The organism is Microbacterium sp. S308A+ (genome assembly GCF_049800815.1).
In the GTDB taxonomy this organism is placed as follows: domain Bacteria; phylum Actinomycetota; class Actinomycetes; order Actinomycetales; family Microbacteriaceae; genus Microbacterium.
In genome coordinates this window covers 596312-615851 of the sequence record NZ_JBNAFT010000001.1, presented here as the reverse complement: position 1 = coordinate 615851, position 19540 = coordinate 596312, and the positions used below count along the sequence as shown (strand labels likewise).

Annotated in this window: 17 protein-coding genes and 1 tRNA gene; 7 read left to right on the top strand and 11 right to left on the bottom strand. The window is 69.6% G+C overall.

Going from position 1 to position 19540, the window contains the following annotated elements:
- Window positions 1–86: 86 nt before the first annotated feature.
- Entirely contained in the window at window positions 87–1574 is a 1488-nt protein-coding gene (locus tag ACP15J_RS02930; protein WP_424935545.1) for a glycosyltransferase, read from the top strand.
- A gap of 52 nt (window positions 1575–1626) precedes the next feature.
- Here ACP15J_RS02930 and ACP15J_RS02925 read toward each other — a convergent pair whose 3' ends face one another.
- From ACP15J_RS02925 to ACP15J_RS02905, 5 genes are all read right to left on the bottom strand, one after another.
- Window positions 1627–2994, bottom strand: coding sequence for an FtsX-like permease family protein (locus tag ACP15J_RS02925; protein WP_424935546.1), 1368 nt, complete (start codon window positions 2992–2994; stop codon window positions 1627–1629).
- Complete coding sequence (locus tag ACP15J_RS02920) at window positions 2991–3779, bottom strand: ABC transporter ATP-binding protein (protein WP_424935547.1); 789 nt, start codon at window positions 3777–3779, stop codon at window positions 2991–2993. The genes ACP15J_RS02925 and ACP15J_RS02920 overlap by 4 nt, the downstream gene beginning before the upstream one ends.
- A gap of 107 nt (window positions 3780–3886) precedes the next feature.
- Complete coding sequence (locus ACP15J_RS02915) at window positions 3887–4549, bottom strand: LuxR C-terminal-related transcriptional regulator (RefSeq protein ID WP_424935548.1); 663 nt, start codon at window positions 4547–4549, stop codon at window positions 3887–3889.
- Window positions 4550–4630: 81 nt separating this feature from the next.
- Window positions 4631–5989, bottom strand: a complete 1359-nt coding sequence (locus ACP15J_RS02910) for a sensor domain-containing protein (RefSeq protein WP_424935549.1) — start codon at window positions 5987–5989, stop codon at window positions 4631–4633.
- Between the two features lie 70 nt (window positions 5990–6059).
- Window positions 6060–6578 (bottom strand): YbaK/EbsC family protein, encoded by a 519-nt coding sequence (locus ACP15J_RS02905; protein WP_424935550.1) that lies wholly within the window; start codon window positions 6576–6578, stop codon window positions 6060–6062.
- 77 nt (window positions 6579–6655) lie between these two features.
- Between ACP15J_RS02905 and pepN the strand changes: the two genes are divergently transcribed.
- Window positions 6656–9154, top strand: coding sequence for an aminopeptidase N (gene pepN / locus ACP15J_RS02900; RefSeq protein WP_424935551.1), 2499 nt, complete (start codon window positions 6656–6658; stop codon window positions 9152–9154).
- Window positions 9155–9177: 23 nt separating this feature from the next.
- Here the strand turns inward: pepN and ACP15J_RS02895 are convergent, their stop codons facing one another.
- Window positions 9178–9816, bottom strand: a complete 639-nt coding sequence (locus ACP15J_RS02895) for an MBL fold metallo-hydrolase (RefSeq protein WP_424935552.1) — start codon at window positions 9814–9816, stop codon at window positions 9178–9180.
- A 142-nt stretch (window positions 9817–9958) separates the two neighbouring features.
- Here ACP15J_RS02895 and ACP15J_RS02890 point away from each other — a divergent pair.
- Window positions 9959–10031 (top strand) — tRNA-Glu (locus tag ACP15J_RS02890).
- Between the two features lie 48 nt (window positions 10032–10079).
- Here ACP15J_RS02890 and ACP15J_RS02885 read toward each other — a convergent pair.
- The gene (locus ACP15J_RS02885; RefSeq protein ID WP_424935553.1) at window positions 10080–11426 is read right to left on the bottom strand and encodes an FtsX-like permease family protein; all 1347 of its coding nucleotides are present in this window, start codon (window positions 11424–11426) and stop codon (window positions 10080–10082) included.
- Window positions 11423–12163 carry an ABC transporter ATP-binding protein gene (locus ACP15J_RS02880; protein ID WP_424935554.1) on the bottom strand — a complete coding sequence of 247 codons (741 nt, stop codon included), beginning with the start codon at window positions 12161–12163 and terminating at the stop codon, window positions 11423–11425. Before ACP15J_RS02880 ends, ACP15J_RS02885 begins: the two co-directional genes overlap by 4 nt.
- 126 nt (window positions 12164–12289) lie before the next feature.
- Between ACP15J_RS02880 and ACP15J_RS02875 the strand changes: the two genes are divergently transcribed.
- On the top strand, window positions 12290–13573 hold the full coding sequence (locus ACP15J_RS02875) for a histidine kinase (RefSeq protein WP_424935555.1): 1284 nt from the start codon (window positions 12290–12292) through the stop codon (window positions 13571–13573).
- Entirely contained in the window at window positions 13554–14216 is a 663-nt protein-coding gene (locus tag ACP15J_RS02870; protein WP_424935556.1) for a response regulator transcription factor, read from the top strand. The genes ACP15J_RS02875 and ACP15J_RS02870 overlap by 20 nt, the downstream gene beginning before the upstream one ends.
- A gap of 31 nt (window positions 14217–14247) precedes the next feature.
- Here ACP15J_RS02870 and ACP15J_RS02865 read toward each other — a convergent pair whose 3' ends face one another.
- From ACP15J_RS02865 to ACP15J_RS02855, 3 genes are all read right to left on the bottom strand, one after another.
- Complete coding sequence (locus tag ACP15J_RS02865; protein WP_424935557.1) at window positions 14248–15441, bottom strand: DUF4349 domain-containing protein; 1194 nt, start codon at window positions 15439–15441, stop codon at window positions 14248–14250.
- Entirely contained in the window at window positions 15438–15995 is a 558-nt protein-coding gene (locus ACP15J_RS02860) for an RNA polymerase sigma factor (RefSeq protein WP_424935558.1), read from the bottom strand. The genes ACP15J_RS02865 and ACP15J_RS02860 overlap by 4 nt, the downstream gene beginning before the upstream one ends.
- A gap of 108 nt (window positions 15996–16103) precedes the next feature.
- Entirely contained in the window at window positions 16104–16745 is a 642-nt protein-coding gene (locus tag ACP15J_RS02855; RefSeq protein ID WP_424980833.1) for a TIGR00645 family protein, read from the bottom strand.
- A gap of 194 nt (window positions 16746–16939) precedes the next feature.
- Here ACP15J_RS02855 and ACP15J_RS02850 point away from each other — a divergent pair, with 194 nt between their 5' ends.
- Both ACP15J_RS02850 and leuC read left to right on the top strand, forming a co-directional pair.
- Window positions 16940–17938, top strand: a complete 999-nt coding sequence (locus ACP15J_RS02850) for a TerC/Alx family metal homeostasis membrane protein (protein WP_197220576.1) — start codon at window positions 16940–16942, stop codon at window positions 17936–17938.
- Between the two features lie 151 nt (window positions 17939–18089).
- Window positions 18090–19538 (top strand): 3-isopropylmalate dehydratase large subunit, encoded by a 1449-nt coding sequence (gene leuC / locus ACP15J_RS02845; RefSeq protein WP_424935560.1) that lies wholly within the window; start codon window positions 18090–18092, stop codon window positions 19536–19538.
- Window positions 19539–19540 lie beyond the last annotated feature (2 nt).

Genomic DNA, 19540 nt, shown 5'->3' with positions numbered 1-19540 from the left:
TCGGCGCATCTCCTGATCACCGCGCATCTCCTGTCCTGGGCACACGGCTCGCCTGCCGCTCATCCTGATCCCGTACGCTCTGTTCAATGCGCCCGGCATCTTCTGCGCTCCCGTCAGGGAAGCACTTCGCCCTGACCTGGGGGATCCCCGAGAACTACGGAGGCATGACGGCCGCCCTCCTCCATCGCAGCAGGGCGTTCGTGCGACTCGGGGGCGTGGACGTCGAGGTGCTGACGGTCGATGACCGCCCGGACTATCCGGCCCTCGAGCGTCGCATGCGGGAGTCCGGCGAGATCGTCGACGGCATGAGGATCCGCAACGTCTGGGAGGATCTGCGCGCCCAGCCCCCGGCGCTGTCAGGCCGGGCCGTCGTCGGTGACGCCCCGCTTCCGGCCCGTGAGGACGACGTGCTCGCCCGTGACGGCGGGACCGTGCTGCTGCGGGAGCGGCGTGCACCGGACGGGACGTTCGAGGCGGCCGACCGCTTCCGCCGCGACGGCTCGCTCCTGGCCACCGACCGGGTCGTGGGAGGAAAGCGACGGATCGTGGTCTACGCGGAGGACGGCACCGCGCTCCGAGACTGGTCGTCGAGCTGGAAGCTGTTCCGGTGGTGGCTCGACCGCCTCACCGGAAAGGAGACGAGCTTCGTCATCGTCGACTCGAAGACCGCGGCCCGCTTCGTCGCGGGCTACCGCCGGGACAACGTCGTGACGGCGCATCTCGTCCACGGCGGCCACCGCGACGGCGACGCCCCAGGAACGCTCCGCGCATCCCGGGAGTACACGCTGCGCCGCGCCGCGGACTACGACCTGGTCGTGCTCCTGACCACCCGCCAGCGCGATGACCTCCTGGCCGATGGGCTCGGCACCGCCGCGAACGTGCAGGTGATCCCGAACGGGGTGGCGTTGGACGAGGAGCGCACATCCGGCCATCAGAGAGGTCATGGCGTCGTGCTCGCCTCTCTGACCGATCGGAAGCGGGTCGACCATGCCGTCACCGCCGCCGCCGCGGCGATCGCGGAGGACGATCGGATCGTCCTCGACGTCTACGGCGAGGGGGAGCGCGAGGCGGCTCTGCACGAGCTCGTCCGTGCGCAGAGCCCGTCGGGGCGGATCCGGCTCCGTGGGTTCACCCCCGACGCCCGTCGACGGTTCGCGGAGGCGGACTTCAGCCTGCTCACCTCGACCTCCGAGGGGCTTCCGCTCGTCCTCGCCGAGGCGATGGCTGCCGGCTGCCTCCCCATCGCCTACGACATCCGGTACGGCCCTGCCGATCTCGTCCGCGACGGGGTCAACGGGTACCTCGTTCCCGAGGGGGACACAGCGGCGATGGCCGGCCGGATCCTCGCGCTGCAGCGGCTGCCCGAGGAGCAGGTGGCGCGCATGCGGGAGGCAGCCCGTGAACGGGCGCGCGTGTTCTCTGACGAGGCGGTCACGCGGGAGTGGGCGCAGCAGCTGCAGGCCGCGCTCGTGGCGAAGCCTCGTGTGGCCGTGCGGGGGAGGAGCCTCGCTGTCCGGGTCTGGTGCCGGCTCGGAGCCGCCTGGCGCCGGCTTCTCCGCGGGGCCGGTCGCTGACGATCGCTGCTGCCGCCGTCCCGGCTCGTCGGCGGGGCCGGGCTTCCTCGATTCAGGTCGCCGACAGCGCCTCCGGCACGTCTCGGCGCAGGGCGGCGATCGTGGGCAGGAGGGTCGCGGCGATCACGAGGACGAGGGCCACACCGAAAGCGGGCAGCAGGATGTCCAGGGGCACGACCGGCGAGACGAGGGTCTCGGTCCGTGGCAAGAACCCGAGGGCGACGGCCATGCTCGCCGCCCCGACCGCGATGAGCGCCAGGATGAACGCGGTGACCGCATGGATGACGGCCTCGAGCACGGCGACGGTGAGGATCCTCGGCGGCCGGGCTCCGCATGCCCGGAGCAGCGCGATCTCTCGGTTCTTGTCGCGGCCGGCGACGAAGACGACGACCGCCGCCCCGACGGCGGACAGCAGAACAGGACCTCCGACGAGCAGGGCGAGCGTCGCGAACGCCGCCGGCGAGCCGAAGGCGTAGTAGTCGGCGCTGACCTCGCCGGTGAGGGCGACGGCGTTCGTGGCCGTGCCGGTCACTGCGAAGAAGGTGCTGGCGAAGGTCAGCGCGAGCAGCAGAGCGGTGATCCCCGCACTGGCCTGCAACGCCTTGAGCTGCGCGCCCCGCCGTGCAAGGAACCACGCGACAGACATCCGAGGGGGGATCACCGCCGTCCAGGCTCTGAGGACGAGAGGGAAGACGACGGGCCCTGCGGCGGACAGCACGGCCGCGACGAGCGGACCGAGCAGGATGCCGAGGTACACGATCTCCGCCCGTTCTCCGCTCCTCATGCGCGAGACGACGAGAGCGACAGCCGCAAGCAGCAGGACGAGGGCCAGCAGCTGGAGCCACCGCATGCGCCCGAGGGAGGGAGCGGGCTCTCTCAGCACGATGAGGGCCGGAGTCCGCGCCGCTCGCCGCGCCGCGGGCAGGCTGGACAAGGCCGTGACGCCTCCGATGACGACGATCACGACGGCGAACCCTCCGACGCTCAGAGACAGGTGCGGGTCGGGACCCGACAGAGGCCGGCTCAGCATCGCGCCGAGGGACGGGGCGACGAGGGCGGCTCCGATGCACCCCGTCGCCGCGCCGAGCACGCCGAGGAGGACCCCCTGCCAGAGGATGATCCTTCTGACGGCGTTCGGAGCGATCCCGGCGAGCTGCCACAGGGCATAGTCGCGTTGACGCAGCCCCGAGGAGAGCTTCATGACCGCCCCGATCACGAGCGCCGCGGCGATCAGGCTCCCGACGAGGACGGACACGCCGGTGGTGGTCAGGGTCTGTGCTCGCTCGCCTCCGACCCGCACGGCGGTGTCGATCCAGGCCACGCCGAAGCCGACGATGATCGTCGCGACGACGATCGCGAGGAACGGACCCAGCCGCGACGAGACGTGCGCGCGGAGGTCGCGGAGGATGAGCGTTCTCACCGTCCCTCTCCCTTCGCCGTCATCGCGTTCCAGATCTGCGCGCTGGTCGGGGAGGCGAGATCGGCGTGCAGACGCCCGTCGCGGATGACGAGCACGCGGTCGGCACGGCTCGCGGCCTCGAGGTCGTGCGTGACCATGACGACCGCCCGCCCGTCGGTCGCGAGCCGGCCCAGGAGGTCGAGCACGGCCGCCCCCGACGCCTCGTCGAGGGCGCCGGTCGGCTCGTCGGCGAAGACGATGTCCGGTTCGGCCGCGAGCACGCGTGCGATCGCCACCCGCTGCTGCTCTCCGCCGGACAACGTGCCGGGACGATGGCGGGCGCGGATGGTCATCCCGACGGCGTTCAGGGCGGCGTCGGCGCGTTGATCCGCGTCGCGGGCTCCGCGGAGTCGCGCGGGCAACGCGACGTTCTCGCGCGCGTCGAGGGACGGGATGAGGTTGAACTGCTGGAAGACGAACCCTATGCGCTCCACGCGGAGCTGCGCCCGCTGTGCGTTCGACATCCCGCTCACCTCTTCGCCCGCGATCCGCACGGACCCGGACGAAGGCTTCTCCAGCGAGGAGAGGCAGTACAGCAGCGTCGACTTGCCCGAGCCGCTCGGGCCCACGACCGCGACGAACTCGCCGTCGCCGACGCTCAGCGACACGTCCCGCAAGACGTCGACCTCCGGCGCGCCACGCTTGCGACGGAAGGACTTGCACAGACCGCGTGCCTCGAGCACGGGCGCGTCGGCGCCTCGGGAGGCCGAGGCCGTCGCGCTCACCAGGGGTGTCTTCGTTGTCATGGTTCCACGCTAGAAATGCGCACGCCGGAGCACAGGCACGTCCGGTGGAGTCTTCGGGGTATCGCCTGCACCACCCGGGGTATCGTCTGCTCTACCCCTCCACCGGGTCAGACATGAGAGGCCGTGAGATACATGAGGACGGCGTGCACACGCCGATGTCCCTGCTCGTCCTCGGTCAGTCCCAGCTTGGCGAAGATATTGCCGATGTGCTTTGCGATCGCCGCCTCGGAGACGACGAGGGAGTGGGCGATCTGCGCGTTGGAGGCACCCTGTGCCATGGCGTGGAGCACCTCGCGTTCCCGTGGCGTGAGGTCGTTGACCGGAGACGCCGCATGCTCCGGCAACAGCTGCTGGATGACGGTGGGGTCGATCGCGGTGCCTCCCGCGCAGACGACCTCGATGCTGGCGAGGAAGTCGGAGACATGGCCCACACGGGATTTCAGAAGGTAGCCCACGCCGCCCGTCCCGTCGGCGATGAGCGCGGAGAGATACGCGCCGGCGATGAACTCGGAGAGGACGAGGATCGGCAGTCCAGGATGCTCCTCGCGCAGTTCGATCGCGGCCTGCATCCCATCGGTCGTGGAGTGCGGAGGCATGCGCACGTCGGTGATCACCAGGGAGGGCGGATCCGCTTCGGCGAACGCACGGCGGACTTCCGCCCGCAGATCCTCTGCGTCTCCGACCGGCGTCACCCTGTGTCCCTGGCGCTCGAGAATGGCCGCGATCCCGTCGCGGAGGAGGACGGTGTCGTCGGCGAGGATGATATGCATGGCCCCCGGATTCTAGGCGAGGGTCGAGGGGGCCGAGGGCGCGATCGCGAAAAGGCCCCTCTCGCGGGCGGGCAGGGAACCTCAGCGGCGAGGTGCGGGCCGCGTGCCCCTGTCCTCCCCGGTGAGAGCAGGAACAGTGAGGACCAATCGCGTCGGCCCTCCCACGGGGCTCGAGACGGTCAGCGTCCCCCCGACGCTTCCCGCCCGGGCCTCGAGGCCTGTCAGACCGGTGCCGCGTGTGGGGTCGGCGCCACCGCCGCCGTCGTCGGAGATCGTCACGACGAGGTCCTCTCCGTCGCGCCTCACATCGACCGACGCCGAGCGTGCCTCGGCATGCCGGGTGATGTTTGTGAGGGCTTCGCTGACCGTGTAGAAGGCGCACGCCTCGGCGGCGGCACCGACACGCCCGTCCAGGTCGAGGGAGAGGGCGAGCGGAAGTGGGAACGGGCGAGCGAGATCCCGGATGGCCTCGGTGAGCCCGTGGTCGACGAGGATCGTGGGGTGGATGCCGCGCACCGCCGTGCGCAGATCCGCCAGAGCGAGATCGATCGCCTCGTGCGCTCGCCCGAGCGCGGTGTCCAGTGCCGTCGTCTCGGCCCCGGCCGCGTTCATCTCTCCCGCTTCCAGCTCCGCGGTGCCCACCAGGACCGCTGCCGCGACGAGACGCTGTTGGACGCCGTCGTGGAGGGAGCGGGCGATGTCGGCTCTCTGCGCGTCCACGGCCGTCGTCAGTGCGGAGCGCGAACGCCGCAGATCCTCGACCTGGGCCTCCAACGCGGCCTCTGCTGCGGGGGAGAGGAGCATGCGGAGGAGCCGTGCCTCGGTGAAGGCCAGAAAGGTGCCGACGTACGCGGCGACGACGAACGACAGGGCCGCGGCGGCGAAGACCAGGACCACACCGGACGCGTCCGTGATCGGCACGCTCACGCCGCCGGGCAGAGGGACTCCCGGTGGGAGAGGACTGCCGGGCCTCGCCGACTGCCCTTGGTAGAAGGCCAGCCCGCCAGGGAGGGACAGCGCGAGGAGAAGGAGGGTGACGGGGAACACGAGGACGAGCAGCTGGAAGGCGGAGATCGTGAGCGCGATCATCATCGCCGCTGTGTCACGCCAGGTCGCGTTCTCTCCGTAGCGCAGCACGAACCACGCCCGCAGGCCCTGGTGCGGTGCGGGCGCATGCGCGGGGGGAACGCGAGGGTAGCCGAGGATCCTGCCTCGGCCTCGCTCCGCGTTGCCGAAGCCGACCGCGAGAGCGGGTGCGAGCGGCAGAGCCAGGACGACGAGCGGGACGAGGAGCACCGCCCGCAGCACGCTCACGACGCTGTATCCGAGAGCGCGCCATGGCCACGAGCTGAGGAGGAATCCGGGCCGCCGCAAGACCGCCCAGATCGTCGTGTGCTCAGCGCGGGCGGTCGGATCGACGGCAGGTCTTCTCTCTCCCATGCCGACAGGCTAGGAGGGGGCACGGGGTCGCGACACGGGCCTGCGATGGACCCCCGCGGTCTAGCCTGGTCTACCTTTCTCCGGGCGAGGGAGCAGAGGAGACGTCGTCGGCGGCGACCGCCACGACGCGGCCACGGGTGAGGCGGACGAGCTCGTCGAACGTCATCGGCATGACGGTGTGCGGAGTCCCTGCCGCGGTCCAGATCGTCTCGTGCCGCTGCAGCGCCTCATCGACGACGGTGGGGATCGGAGCAGGATGACCGACAGGCGCCACACCGCCGATGGCCTGCCCCGTCACCTCTCGGACCACCTTCGCCGGCGCCATCGCGGCGGTCCTGGCGCCTGTGCTCGCGGCGAGGACCTCGACGTCGACGCGATGCGCACCGCTCGTCATCACCAGGAGCGGTGCGTCGTCGACGAGGAAGAGCAGGCTCGATCCGATCGCGCCGACCTCACATCCGAGAGCGACGGCCGCATCGGCCGCGGTGCGGGCGGAGTCGGGAAGCTCGCGTACGACGGAGCCGAGACCGGCGGCGCGGATGTGCTCCTGGACGATACGGCTTCGCTCGGGCAAGAGGGAATCGGTCATGCCGTGAGTCTGCCATGGCTCCTCCGCCGAGTGGCCGAGGCTCGAGGGGGTCTGAGGCCTCATGAAACGATGGAGGAATGACCTCTGCGAACCTCACCCGGGAAGAGACGGCGGCGCGATCCGCCGCCATCGTCCTCCATCGTATCCGCGTCGAGCTCGACCTGAGCGGAGCAACGGATCAGGGGCGCCGTGGCTTCCCCACCACGACCACGCTGGAGTTCTCGGCGACCTCGGACCACACCTGGCTGGACTTCCTGGGCGAGAGCGTGCGGCGCGTGGTCGTGAACGGTGTTGAGCAGGAGGTGCGGTGGGACGGCGCTCGGATCCTTCTCCACGGGCTCGCCGACCGGAACATCGTCCTCGTCGAGGCGGTGGGAGAGTACAGCCGCTCCGGCGAGGGCCTGCACCGGTTCCTCGACCCGGTCGACGGCGCGACCTACCTGTACACCCAGTATGAGCCGGCAGACTCCCGCCGGGTCATGGCCTGCTTCGAGCAGCCCGACATGAAGGCTGCCTATACGTTCGTCGTCCGCGCGCCGCGGGGATGGCGGGTGCTGTCCAACCAGAGCGCCGTGTCCGCCGTCGAGGAGGAGGGCATGCAGCGGGTCGAGTTCGCTCCCACGCTCCCGATCTCCAGCTACATCACCAGTGTCGCGGCCGGTCCATACCATCGGGTGGACGAGGAATGGCGTCGTGGCGACCTCGTGGTGCCGCTCGGCGTCCTCTGCCGCGCCTCGCTCGCCCAGTACCTGGATGCGGACCGGATCGTCGAGGTCACGCGACAGGGGCTCGACTTCTTCGCGGACGCGTTCGCCTATCCCTACCCTTGGGGGAAGTACGACCAGGTCTTCGTGCCCGAGTACAACCTCGGAGCGATGGAGAACCCGGGGCTGGTCACCTTCACCGAGGCCTACGTCTTCCGCGGCGCCGCGACGCGAGCGCAGCACCAGGCGCGTGCGAACACGATACTGCACGAGATGGCGCACATGTGGTTCGGAGACCTGGTGACGATGCGATGGTGGGACGACCTCTGGCTCAAGGAGTCGTTCGCCGACTACATGGGCTCGCACGCCTCCGTCGCAGCGACCGGGTTCACCGATGCCTGGGTGTCCTTCGCCAACCGTCGCAAGGCGTGGGCCTACACGCAGGACCAGCTTCCGACCACCCATCCGATCGTCGCCGACATCCCGGATCTTGAGGCGGCGAAGCTCAACTTCGACGGCATCACCTACGCCAAGGGCGCCGCGGTGCTCAAGCAGCTCGTCGCCTTCGTCGGCGAGGACGCGTTCTTCGAAGGGGTACGGCGGTACTTCGCCAGGCACGCCTTCGGTAACACCAGCCTCGAAGACCTCCTCGTCGAGCTGGAGGCGAGCTCGGGTCGCGACGTGCGCGAGTGGTCGCGCGCCTGGCTCGAGACCACCGGCGTCACGACCCTGAGCCTGGAACGCCCTGGAGGGGAGAGGGAGGGACAGGCGGTGCTGGTGCAGTCGGTGTCACGTCCGCACCGCTTGACCATCGGACTCTACGAGATGCACGAGGGCGTGCTCGCGCTCCGCGAGCGTCGTGACGTCGAGCTTCTCGGAGACCGCATCACTGTCCCTCTCCCATACGCCGACCTCACCCTCATCAACGATGCCGACCTCACCTACGCCAAAGTGCGCCTCGACCCGGTCTCCCTCGTCACGGCGGAGCGATCTCTCTCCGCGCTCGCCGACCCCCTCTCGCGGGCGCTCGTCTGGTCCTCGCTGTGGAACGCGACGCGGGACGGAGAGCTGCCCGCCGCGCGTTATCTCCGCATCGTCCGTGCACACGCGCCGGCCGAGTCTGACAGCGCTCTGCTCGGCGGGGTGCTTCTGAACGCCGCGTTCGCGATCGAGCGTTTCGTCGTGGTCGCGGATCGCGCCGTGGAACGCCGTGCCTGGATCGAGACCGTCTGGAAGGCGTTCGGCGCCGCCCAGCCTGGAAGTGACTCACAGCTGGCCTGGGCCCGCGCCCTCGCGAGCGCGGCGGCGGTCGATGACGTCCGCGCGCCGGACGTCCGTGCGTTGCTCGACGGGAAGGCGCCGGAGGGCCTGCCACTTGATCCCGACCTGCGGTGGGCGCTGCTGACGGCCCTTGTCGCGACAGGACACGCGGGCCTCGCCGAGATCGAGGAGGAGCACGTGCGTGACCGCACGGCCAGCGGGCGCACGGCGGCGATCGAGGCGGCGGCGTCCCGTCCGCTCGCTGCGGTGCGCGACGCTGCATGGGAGACCGCGTGGAACGACGGGTCGCTCAGCAACGATCATCTGGATGCGACGATCCGCGGATTCCGTGCGGGTGCACGGCGCGACCTCACGGTCGCGCACGACGTGGAGTACTTCGCCCGGATCCGCGACGCCTGGGCGGGACGGAGCATCGAGATCGCCCGACGGCTGGTGCTCGGCCTCTTCCCCGTGGCGGAAGCCCCAGACGCGGTCGATGCATGGCTCGCCGCGAACGAGGACGCGCCGGCGTCGCTGCGACGGCTCGTGATCGAGCAGCAGGATCATCTGCGCCGGGAGCTGCGGGTGCGGGCGGCCCAACCCCGGGCGTGACGCGGCCGGCTCGCCGAGCCGTCTCAGATCTCCAGCACGTCGCCGGGGTCGAGGGCGAGGAAATCTCCCTCGCCTTGCGCGGTCGCCCAGCGCAGCCGGTCTCGGTGCATGCTCTTCCCGATCGTCGAGAGGGTCATGTCGTGCGTGCCGAAGGCGCGACGGGGACGGACGGCCAGGACGAAGTCCATCGCGTCGCCGATCCGGAGCCATGGTCCGCCCAGCGGCGCGGCGAGTGTGCCTACCTTCACGCCTTCTGGCACCGCGAAGGAGTCGCCCGGATAGTACAGCTCCTCGTCGACGAGGACGCCGACGTTGTCGACCACGGGGATGGAGGAATGGATCACCGCGTGGGCGCCGCCGAAGAACCGAAGCGTGAAGTCACCGACCGAGATCGTGTCCCCGGGGGCCACGATGGTGACGTCGTATTCCTCGGCCGCCTGGGCGACGCCGGCGGGGCCGAAGACCGGCGTGCCGGGAGCGGCCCGGAGGATGCGGGCGAGGTGCTCGGGCGTCCAATGGTCGGGATGCAGATGGGTGACGACGACTCCGACGAGATCGTCCAGATCCTCGAGCGGACGGGTGAACGACCCCGGGTCCAGCAGGAGCGTCTGGCGGTGGTCGTCCAGCCGGAGAGTGGCGTGTTCGTGCTTCGTGACGCGCATGGTTCGAGTCAACTCCGCTGTCGGCCCGACGGCAACTCTCCGACACACCCGGGGAGCTCTGAGGGGTGGCGTCGATTTGGCGGGCACGCAGGGCCATGTCATACTTGAACGGTTGTCGGGAGCCGGAAACAGCTCCTGAAACGGCCCCATCGTATAGCGGCCTAGTACGCCGCCCTCTCACGGCGGTAACGCGGGTTCGAATCCCGCTGGGGTCACCGTAGAAGGCCCTCGGCTCATCCCGAGGGCCTTCTTGGTCCCCGGTCTCATTCGGCGGAGAGGCTCCGGGCCACTTCGTGACGGAGCGCGGACGTGGTCGGTGCCACCGTCGCGATGAGGATGAGCAGGAGCCCTCCGCCCATGACGACGCCGAGGGTGTCGAACGACACGATCGGCAAGGGAAGAGCGAGCGCGCCGGCGATGATCAGTCCACCGCCGATCGTGGCCGCGGCTCCCAGGATCATCGCGGTGACGGCGTAGATCACGGCTTCCCAGATCGCGGCGAGGACGATCAGGCCGTGTGTCGAGCCGGAGGCCTGGACGAGAGCGATCTCTCGTTCGCGAGCGTGGCCGGACATGAACACGGTCGCGGCCGCGGCCACGGCCGAGAGCAGGAGCGGCCCACCGAGCAGGAGCACGACGCCCTCGGGCGCGAGACCGGAGCTCGTCGTGTCTCCGTTACGCTCGACGAGAGCGGCGTCGAGGGTCGCGGCCATCGTGTAGAGGCCGCCGGACAGCGCGATGGCGATCATGAGCGGGCTGATCGTGGCGGTCGACTGACTGAGCCGGTGACGGGCGGAGTGGCGCGCGAGGAACCACGAAGCGGACACGCTGGCCGGAAGCAACGACGTCCATGCACGGAGCACGAGCGGGAACACCAGCGGCCCGGCCGCGGCGAGAGCGGCCGCGAGGAGAGGCGTGAGCAGGATCGCCTGGCCTGCGAAGGCGGAGAGCGTCGCCGCCCGGCCGTCGAGGTTCGCCGCCAGTGTCGCGGCGCCACCGAGGAGGAGGGCGGCGAACACGAGACGGAGCCAGCTCATCCGGACCCTCGGCGGTTCCGGATCGCGCAGCGCCATGATCGGGGGCGTGCGACCGGCGCGGCGCGCACCACGGAGCCCGCCGAGGAGCATCATCAGGGTGATCGCCGCTCCCACGACGAGAACGCTGAGAACTCCGAGGTGCAGGCTGACGCCCCGCAGATCCGGCCACTCGCGGAACACCCAGCCGAAGAGCGGTGGGAAGACCGGCATGGCGATTCCACAGCCGACCAGCGCGCCGAGAGCGCCGACGATGCTGAGCTGGGTGAGGACGACGACGGTGACGAGGACGGGGCGGACACCGACCAGCTGCCAGAGGGCGTACCCGCGTCGTTGCAGTGAGACGGTCAGGTTCGCCGTGGCGCTGAGCACGATCACCACGGTGACGGCGGAGAACATGATGACGGCGGCGCTGGTGCTGGACAGCCCTTCCTGCACGCGTCCGCCGTGGGCGATCCCCGTCTCGAGGAGCCCGGCGGCGATAGCTCCCACGAAGCCGGCGGCGACCGCAACGGCGAGGATGCCGAGCCAGACCCGCGCGTGTGCGGTCAGATCGGCGACGGCGAGGCGCATCATGCGGCTGCCCTTGCGTTCGCGATCGCCTCGAGGATCTGCTCCGGAGCCGGATGACGCAGTTCGGTATGGATGACGCCGTCCCGAAGGACGAGCACCCGGTCGGCAAGGGCGGCGGCCTCGATGTCGTGGGTGACCATGATGACGGCGCGGTCGCCTCCGGCAGCCGCGCGCAAGAGCCGGAGCACGTCTGCCCCCGTGGCCGTGTCGAGCGATCCGGTGGGCTCGTCGGCGAAAACGATGTCAGGGCGCATGACGAGAACGCGTGCGACGGCGACGCGCTGCTGCTGACCTCCCGAGAGCTGTCCGGGACGATGGCCGCCTCGGTCGGCCAGCCCCACATCGCGCAGCGCGCGGTCGATGTCGGCGCGGTCCGTCCGACGGCGGGCGAGGCGGGCGGGAAGGGCGATGTTCTCTCGGGCGGTGAGGGAAGGGACGAGGTTGTAGGACTGGAAGATGAAGCCGATGTGCTTACGACGCACGGCCGCGAGGGACGCGTGATTGAGCGCTCCGAGCTCCTTCCCGGCGAGGCGGACGATGCCGGAGTCGTAGCGCTCGAGGCCGGAAAGACAGGAGAGGAGCGTGGACTTGCCGGAGCCGGAGGGGCCGACGATGCTCACCATCTCGCCGGGCTGGACGGTGAAGGTGATACCGCGCAGCACCGGCACTCGGGGTTCCCTCCGCGTGGCTGAGGGGAAGGTCTTCTGCAGGTTCTCGACATGGATGAGTGCTTCGGTCACGTCGTCCATTCGACGTGATGGCCGAGGCCGGTGCGAGGGAGCGGGGTCGAAGGACGAGGTAGGGCTGGCTCTACTCCCGCGGTGGCAGGGAAGCTGGAACGACCCCTGTTCCGTAGGGTGGGACGCATGAGACCGACGACCGTCTGGCACGCGCTGATGCGACCGCCGTGGCGGTTCCTGTTCGGGGGATGGCCTTGGCGCACGCTCCTCTATCTGCTGGCGAGCGCCGTGATCGGTGTTGTGATGCTGCCGGTCATGATCGTCACACTGCTGCTCCTGCCGCTGTGGGGGATCGTGATCGGAGCGCTCGAACGCCGCCGCACGCGCTTACTCGGCTTTCCCCGCCAGGGCTCGGGACACGTGCCTCTGACTCGGGAGCAGCGGCACATCTGGCTGGCGGTCCGCGTCAACGAAGGGGCGACGTGGCGTGAGACAGCGGCTCTCCTCCTGGACCTCCTGCTCGGATGGGTCGCGCTCGCGGTCCTGTTCGTCCAGGGCCTCTGCCTGGTCGTGCTCGTGTTCGTCGGCGTCTCGGGGGGTCGAGGCCGTACACGAATCAACCTCTTCGGCGATGTGTGGATCCTCGTCGGGCCGGACAACTGGTGGCCCGTGATCCCGATCGCGCTGCTCGCGGTGTGGCTGTTCGTGTATGTCAACGCCGTGCTCGCCGCCGGACAGGCGTCTTTGCTGCGGATGCTGTGCGGTCCCCGGCAGGTCGAGCTCGCCCGCAACGTGGAACGGCTCACTCGGTCGCGGGCCGCGCTGGTCGCGGCGTTCGAGGCGGAGCGGCGGCGCATCGAACGCGATCTGCACGACGGCGTGCAGCAAGAGCTCGTCACCCTGGCCGCCCGGCTCGGCATGGTCAGCCTCGAGCTCGACGACCTCGCCGTCCAGGGCGCGGACACGGCCCTGGCCCGCGACGCGCTGGACGTCGCGCAGGGACAGGCCGAGCACGCGATGGCGACGTTGCGCGACACCGTCCGCGGAATCCACCCCGTCGTCCTCACCGATCACGGGCTCCGTGCCGCGCTGGACGAGCTGGCCGACCGGACGCCGATCCCGCTCAGCCTCGACGTGGGCGATTTCGGCCGGCTGCCGGCGCCGGTGGAGACCGCCGCCTACTACCTCGTGACCGAGGCGATCAGCAACGCCGCCAAGCACACCGCCGCGACGCGGCTGATCGTTCGTGCCGTGCTCGAGGGCGGCGCACTCGCGGTGATCGTCGCCGACGACGGGCACGGCGGCGCGGACGAGAGCGGAGGGACAGGACTGCGGGGGCTGCGCGAGCGGGCTGAGACTCTGGGCGGACAGTTCACCCTCGTCAGCCCCGCGGGGGGACCAACGACGCTGCATATGGCTCTGCCGGTGCTCAGGGAGAGGACCGGGCACGATGCGCCTACTGCTCGCTGAGGACTCCGCGCTGCTTCGCGAGGCGTTGACGGCTCTGCTGGAACGGCTCGGCCACGTCATCGTCGAGAGCGCGCGGACCGCCGCCGAGCTGCTCGCGGCCTACGAGCGGCTCGGCGAGGTCGGCGACCCTCCCGATCTCGTCCTCACAGACGTCCGGATGCCGCCGAGCAACAGCGATGACGGGCTCCGCGCCGCCCTGGACATCAGAGCGGCACATCCGACCCAGCCGGTCATGGTGCTCTCGCAGTACATCGCAGACACCTACGCCCGCGAGCTGCTCACCCTTCCGCACGGCGGTATCGGCTATCTGCTCAAGGACCGTGTCAATCGTGTCCGGGACTTCGCCGCGTCTCTCGAAGCGGTCGCGTCCGGAGGCACGGTCATCGACCCGGACGTCGTGCAGCACCTCCTCAGCGCCTCTCGACCGGGGCCGCTCGACAGCCTCACGGCGAGAGAGCGCGAGGTGCTCGCGCTCATGGCGGACGGTCACTCGAACGCCGGCATCGCCGACGCGCTCACCCTCACCGACGCCGCGGTCAGCAAGCACATCGGCAACATCTTCACCAAGCTCGGCCTCAGCCCCGTCGAGGACAACCGCCGGGTCAGAGCCGTCCTGACCTATCTCCACACCGTCCGGTCGTAGTCCGGCAGAGCATGGTCCTGGTCGTCCGGCGTCAGCGGCCCTCTGGCGCTTCCGGTTCCTCCGTCGGGGTCCGTCGGCCCCGACGGCGATGGTGGATCAGACGCACGACGCCCCAGAGCAGAAGCGCGATCACGACGGCCACGCCGAGCCAGGGGAGAAGGAAGCCCGAAGCGATCACGAGCGCGTTGACCGAGGCGATGAGACCCGCCCATCCCGCGGCCAGCCCGTCGCCGAAGCCTGCCGGGTCGGCGGCCGGCGCCGTCGTTCGCGTGAGCGAGATCTGGAGCGAGGACATCGTCACCTGGGATTCGAGGTCCTTCAGCTGCTGCCGGGCGGACTCGAGCTGGGCCTGCCGGTCGGTCAGCGCCACCTCCGCCTCGAGCAGCTCGGACACCGACCCCGCCTTCGCCATCAGCTCCGTCAGCCGTTGCACGGACGCGGCAGCGGAGTCGATCCGGGCGCGGAGGTCCACCGCCGCCTCGGTCACGTCGCTCTCTCCGAGCGAGGTCGCCTCGACCCTTCCGTGTTCGCCGAGGGCGACCATCACCGCCTGTAGGTCGCTCGCCGGGACACGAAGACTGAGCCAGCCGCGGTCATCGTCCTCTCCGGGGACGGCAGCGGGGTCCTGTCCCGGCGCCGTCGCGCCGATGGTCATGCTCTCCACACGACCGCCGTGCTTCTCGGCCAGTGTGATGAGCGCGTCGGCGGCCGCGCGGACGTCGTCCACGCGGATCGTCGCCGACCCGGTCTGGACGATCTCTCGCGGCGCCGAGGAGTCGGCCGACGCCGAGCCGGCGGATCCGCTCTTGGCGCTCTCCAGCCCCTGCGCCGGCGCTCCTGGCATCGGCGCCGCGTCGTTCGGGGCGGATCCGCCCGATGACGGGGCGACGGCCCATCCCGGCAGGATCTCGGGGGATGCGCTGGACGAGACCCCGGCGACGCTCCCGAGGATCGGCGGGGTGATCAGGACCCCCGCTGCGAAAGCCGCGGCGACGCCGCCGGCCGTGAGCCAGCGCCGGCGGCGGGTGCGCGAGCGGTCCGTGGCCGTCGCGCGCCTGGTGGCGCGCTCGTCCGCGATGCGCGCGAAGACGGCGTCCTCCATACGGTCGACGGCCTCGTCGGTCAGGTCGGGAAGACCGGCAGGCTCGGAGCGCGCCCCCGCCGGGACCTCGGGAGGCGAGGAGGCGGCGGCTGTCGGGGGAAGGTCGGCGTTCTGGGGGTTCATGCGGGCTCCGTTTCGGTCGCAGCGCCGCGCAGGCGGGTGCGCACGCGGGAGAGACGGTTGCGGACGACACCGTGGGTGACGCCGAGCTCCTCGGCCGCCGCATCATAGGCGTATCCCTCGGCGGCGCAGAGGCGGAAGATCTCTCGGTCGAGGATGCTCATCTCCGACAGCTCCCGCATGATGCGGGCAGCGAGCTCGGCGCTGATCACCTGCTCCTCGACGTCGACGCTCGCCGGAAGCGCGTCGTCGACGGGCTCGGCGGTGTGGGCGCGGTCGCGCCGCCGGAGCCGCAGCCGGTTGGCCGCCTGGAACCGGCAGATCGTCGCGAGCCATGGCAGCAGCGAGTCCCCGGCCAGACGCAGGGCCGGGAGCTTCCGCCACGCCGTGACGAAGGTCTCCTGGGTCACATCCTCCGCATCGCCGGTGTGGCCGAGGATGCCGTGCGCGATCCAGTAGACCGGGCGCGCGTAGGCGCGGTAGAGGGCGCGGAAGGCATGCTCGCTGCCGCCCGCGGCCCGTGCGACCAGTGTCGCGTCGTCCTGCTCCTGCGCCATCCTCGCTCCGTTCGATGTCTCTCACCGGGTAAGTGTCGCGTGCGCGGGAATCGTCTCAGATTCCCGCGCACGCGGCCAGGAGCGACGGTGCGCGGGCGGTCGAGGCGGTCAGTGCGCGTTCGGCCCGCTCTGGGGCGCCGGCACGTGCCTCGTCCCCTGTGACATCTTGTCGATCCAGGCGAGCGCGAGTGCGGAGATGATGAAGACGACATGGATCGTGACCTGCCAGAACACGCCGATCGACGTGTACTTCTCGGGACCGCTGCTCGTGCCAGAGACGGGGCTCATCGCACCGACCTCGATGAACGTCTTCAGGAGGTGGATCGAGGAGATGCCGATGATCGCCATCGCGAGCTTGACCTTGAGCACGTTGGCGTTGACGTGTGAAAGCCACTCCGGCTGATCGGGGTGGCCGTCGACATTGATCCGCGACACGAAGGTCTCATAGCCGCCGATGATCACCATGATCAGCAGGTTCGCGATCATGACGACGTCGATGAGGCCGAGGACCGCGAGCATCACCTGCGACTCGTTCAGCCCATGGCCGGAGAAGACCTTCTCGATCAGGTGCCACAGCTCCACCATGAACACCCAGACGTAGATGAGCTGCGCGACGATCAGACCGACGTAGAGCGGGGCCTGCAGCCAGCGGCTGACGAAGATGAGGGAGGATATCCCCTTCGCCCAGGGGTTGCGTGCGGGGGTCTCCAGAGGCGTCGGGACGTCCGTGGTCTGATTCACAACGGCCATTTCACCACGAACAGCTATGGCTGCGGTAAGCGGCCTCCTCCGACTCGGCTATGCTGTCAGGGCGAAAGGGAGTATCCCGTCATCGCGCGTTCGTCATCACGGAGCATCATCGAGGCTCCCGGCCGCGCGCCGCGTCCGTCGCGGGGGAGAGACTTTCGGTCCTGTCCGACCCTTTCGAAAGGCCCCTGGCGCCCGTGGAAATCCCTGTCTGGTTCGAGATCACCTCGCTGGTGGTGCTCACGCTCATCCTGCTCGCCGACCTGCTCCTGATCCTGAAGCGCCCGCACATCCCCTCCACCAGGGAGTCGTCGCTGTGGGTGGCCTTCTACGTGACGCTCGCGCTCGTCTTCGCGGGACTCCTGTTCCTGCTCGGCGACACGAAGGACGCGGTCGACTTCGTCACCGGATGGGCGATGGAGTACAGCCTCTCGATCGACAACCTCTTCGTCTTCGTGCTGATCATGGCGCAGTTCTCGGTCCCGAGGCGCTATCAGCAGGAGGTGCTGATGGTCGGGATCATCATCGCGCTCGTGCTGCGAGCCGTCTTCATCCTCGTCGTCGGAGCCGCGGTAGAGACCCTGAGCCCGATCTTCTACGTGTTCGGCGCGTTCCTCATCTTCACGGCGATCCGACAGGCGATGCCCGAGAAGAACGACGACGACGCGCAGACAGAGAACTTCATCATCCGGATGCTCCGTCGCGGCATCGACATCAGCGATGAGTACGACGGAGCGAAACTGCGTACTGTGGTGGACGGGAAGAAGATCTGGACACCGATGCTCATCGTGTTCGTCTCGATCGGCGTCACCGACCTCATGTTCGCCGTCGACTCGATCCCCGCGATCTATGGCGTCACGCAGAATCCGTTCATCGTGTTCACCGCGAACCTCTTCGCGCTGATGGGTCTGCGTCAGCTCTACTTCCTCCTCGGCGACCTGCTGGAGAAGCTGCGCTACCTCCACTACGGCGTGGCCTTCATCCTCGGCTTCATCGGGATCAAGCTCATCCTGCACGCGATGCACGAGAACGAGCTGCCGTTCATCAACGGCGGCAAGCCCATCGAGTGGGCCCCCGACATCAACAACTGGGTGTCGCTCGGCGTCATCTTCGCCTCGATGGCGGTCGCGACGGTCGCGAGCCTCGTCGCCTCGTCGCGGGAGAAGAAGCGGAAGCAGCCCATAGCCGCAGAGTGAGGGGAACCTGCCGCCTGCGCGCCGTGTAAACTGACCGGCATGCAGGCGGTGGTGCTTCTCCTTAGCAGCCGCGACGAGACCTCGTTCAGCTAGGCCTTCCTCGTCGCGGAGTCTCGCTTTGGCCGTACGCCGAACCCAGGAGAAATGCGACATGCCCACAGAAGCGACTGGTCCGTCACGTCCTCGTACGCTCGCCGAGAAGGTCTGGGACGACCACCTCGTCGTCAAAGGAGAGAACGGCGAGCCCGATCTCATCTACATCGACCTCCACCTCCTGCACGAGGTGACGAGTCCGCAGGCGTTCGACGGGCTGCGGGCCGAGGGGCGGCCCTTGCGCCGCCTGGACCTGACGATCGCGACCGAAGACCACAACACCCCTACGCTCGACATCGACAAGCCGATCGCGGATCTCACCAGCCGCACGCAGATCGAGACGCTGCGTCGCAACGCCGCGGAGTACGGGGTGCGCCTGCACTCCCTCGGTGACGCCGAGCAGGGCATCGTGCACGTCGTGGGGCCGCAGCTGGGCCTGACGATGCCGGGTATCACCGTCGTCTGCGGGGACTCGCACACCTCCACGCACGGCGCGTTCGGCGCGATGGCCTTCGGCATCGGAACGAGCGAGGTCGAACACGTGATGGCCACGCAGACCCTGCCGCTGAAGCCCTTCAAGACCATGGCGATCACCGTCGAGGGCACGCTCCGTCCCGGTGTCACCGCGAAGGACATCATCCTCGCGGTGATCGCGAAGATCGGCACCGGCGGCGGGCAGGGCTATGTGCTCGAATACCGCGGCAGCGCCATCCGGTCCCTCTCGATGGAGGGGCGTATGACGATCTGCAACATGTCGATCGAGGCCGGTGCCCGCGCGGGCATGGTGGCGCCGGACGAGACCACCTTCGCCTACCTGAGAGGCCGGCCACACGCGCCGCAGGGCCAGGACTGGGAGGACGCGGTCGCCTACTGGAAAACACTCCCGACCGACGAAGGCGCCGTCTTCGACGCCGAGGTCGTCATCGACGCGGACGCCCTGGAGCCGTTCGTCACCTGGGGCACCAACCCGGGGCAGGGGAGCTCTCTCTCCGCGGAGGTCCCCGACCCCGCCGCGATCGCGGATCCGAACGAACGCGCCGCCGCCGAGCGGGCGCTGGAGTACATGGATCTCGTCCCCGGCACTCCTCTCAAAGAGGTCAAGGTCGACGCGGTCTTCATGGGGTCCTGCACCAACAGCCGGATCGAGGACCTCCGCGCGTTCGCGTCGGTCGTGAAAGGCAAGAAGAAGGCCGAGGGCGTGCGCGTCATGGTCGTCCCCGGGTCGGCGCGCGTCCGGCTCGAGGCCGAGGCGGAGGGGCTGGACAAGGTGTTCACCGACTTCGGCGCCGAGTGGCGGTTCGCCGGGTGCTCGATGTGCCTGGGCATGAACCCCGACCAGCTCGCGCCGGGGGAGCGCTGCGCCTCGACCTCCAACCGCAACTTCGAGGGGAGGCAGGGCAAGGGCGGGCGGACGCATCTGGTCTCACCGCTCGTCGCCGCGGCGACGGCCGTCCGCGGCACGCTCTCCAGCCCGAGCGATCTGGCCGGCGTCGAGCAGGAGGTCTGACC

What these genes read in the sequence shown, in the direction of transcription:
- ACP15J_RS02885 (WP_424935553.1), bottom strand. Translation starts at nt 11,426, where the DNA reads ATGATGCGCCTCGCCGTCGCCGATCTGACCGCACACGCGCGGGTCTGG.
- ACP15J_RS02920 (WP_424935547.1), bottom strand. Translation starts at nt 3,779, where the DNA reads ATGACAACGAAGACACCCCTGGTGAGCGCGACGGCCTCGGCCTCCCGA.
- ACP15J_RS02915 (WP_424935548.1), bottom strand. Translation starts at nt 4,549, where the DNA reads ATGCATATCATCCTCGCCGACGACACCGTCCTCCTCCGCGACGGGATC.
- pepN (WP_424935551.1), top strand. Translation starts at nt 6,656, where the DNA reads ATGACCTCTGCGAACCTCACCCGGGAAGAGACGGCGGCGCGATCCGCC.
- ACP15J_RS02865 (WP_424935557.1), bottom strand. Translation starts at nt 15,441, where the DNA reads ATGAACCCCCAGAACGCCGACCTTCCCCCGACAGCCGCCGCCTCCTCG.
- ACP15J_RS02910 (WP_424935549.1), bottom strand. Translation starts at nt 5,989, where the DNA reads ATGGGAGAGAGAAGACCTGCCGTCGATCCGACCGCCCGCGCTGAGCAC.
- ACP15J_RS02855 (WP_424980833.1), bottom strand. Translation starts at nt 16,745, where the DNA reads ATGGCCGTTGTGAATCAGACCACGGACGTCCCGACGCCTCTGGAGACC.
- ACP15J_RS02895 (WP_424935552.1), bottom strand. Translation starts at nt 9,816, where the DNA reads ATGCGCGTCACGAAGCACGAACACGCCACTCTCCGGCTGGACGACCAC.
- ACP15J_RS02870 (WP_424935556.1), top strand. Translation starts at nt 13,554, where the DNA reads ATGCGCCTACTGCTCGCTGAGGACTCCGCGCTGCTTCGCGAGGCGTTG.
- ACP15J_RS02875 (WP_424935555.1), top strand. Translation starts at nt 12,290, where the DNA reads ATGAGACCGACGACCGTCTGGCACGCGCTGATGCGACCGCCGTGGCGG.
- ACP15J_RS02930 (WP_424935545.1), top strand. Translation starts at nt 87, where the DNA reads ATGCGCCCGGCATCTTCTGCGCTCCCGTCAGGGAAGCACTTCGCCCTG.
- ACP15J_RS02860 (WP_424935558.1), bottom strand. Translation starts at nt 15,995, where the DNA reads ATGGCGCAGGAGCAGGACGACGCGACACTGGTCGCACGGGCCGCGGGC.
- ACP15J_RS02905 (WP_424935550.1), bottom strand. Translation starts at nt 6,578, where the DNA reads ATGACCGATTCCCTCTTGCCCGAGCGAAGCCGTATCGTCCAGGAGCAC.
- leuC (WP_424935560.1), top strand. Translation starts at nt 18,090, where the DNA reads ATGCCCACAGAAGCGACTGGTCCGTCACGTCCTCGTACGCTCGCCGAG.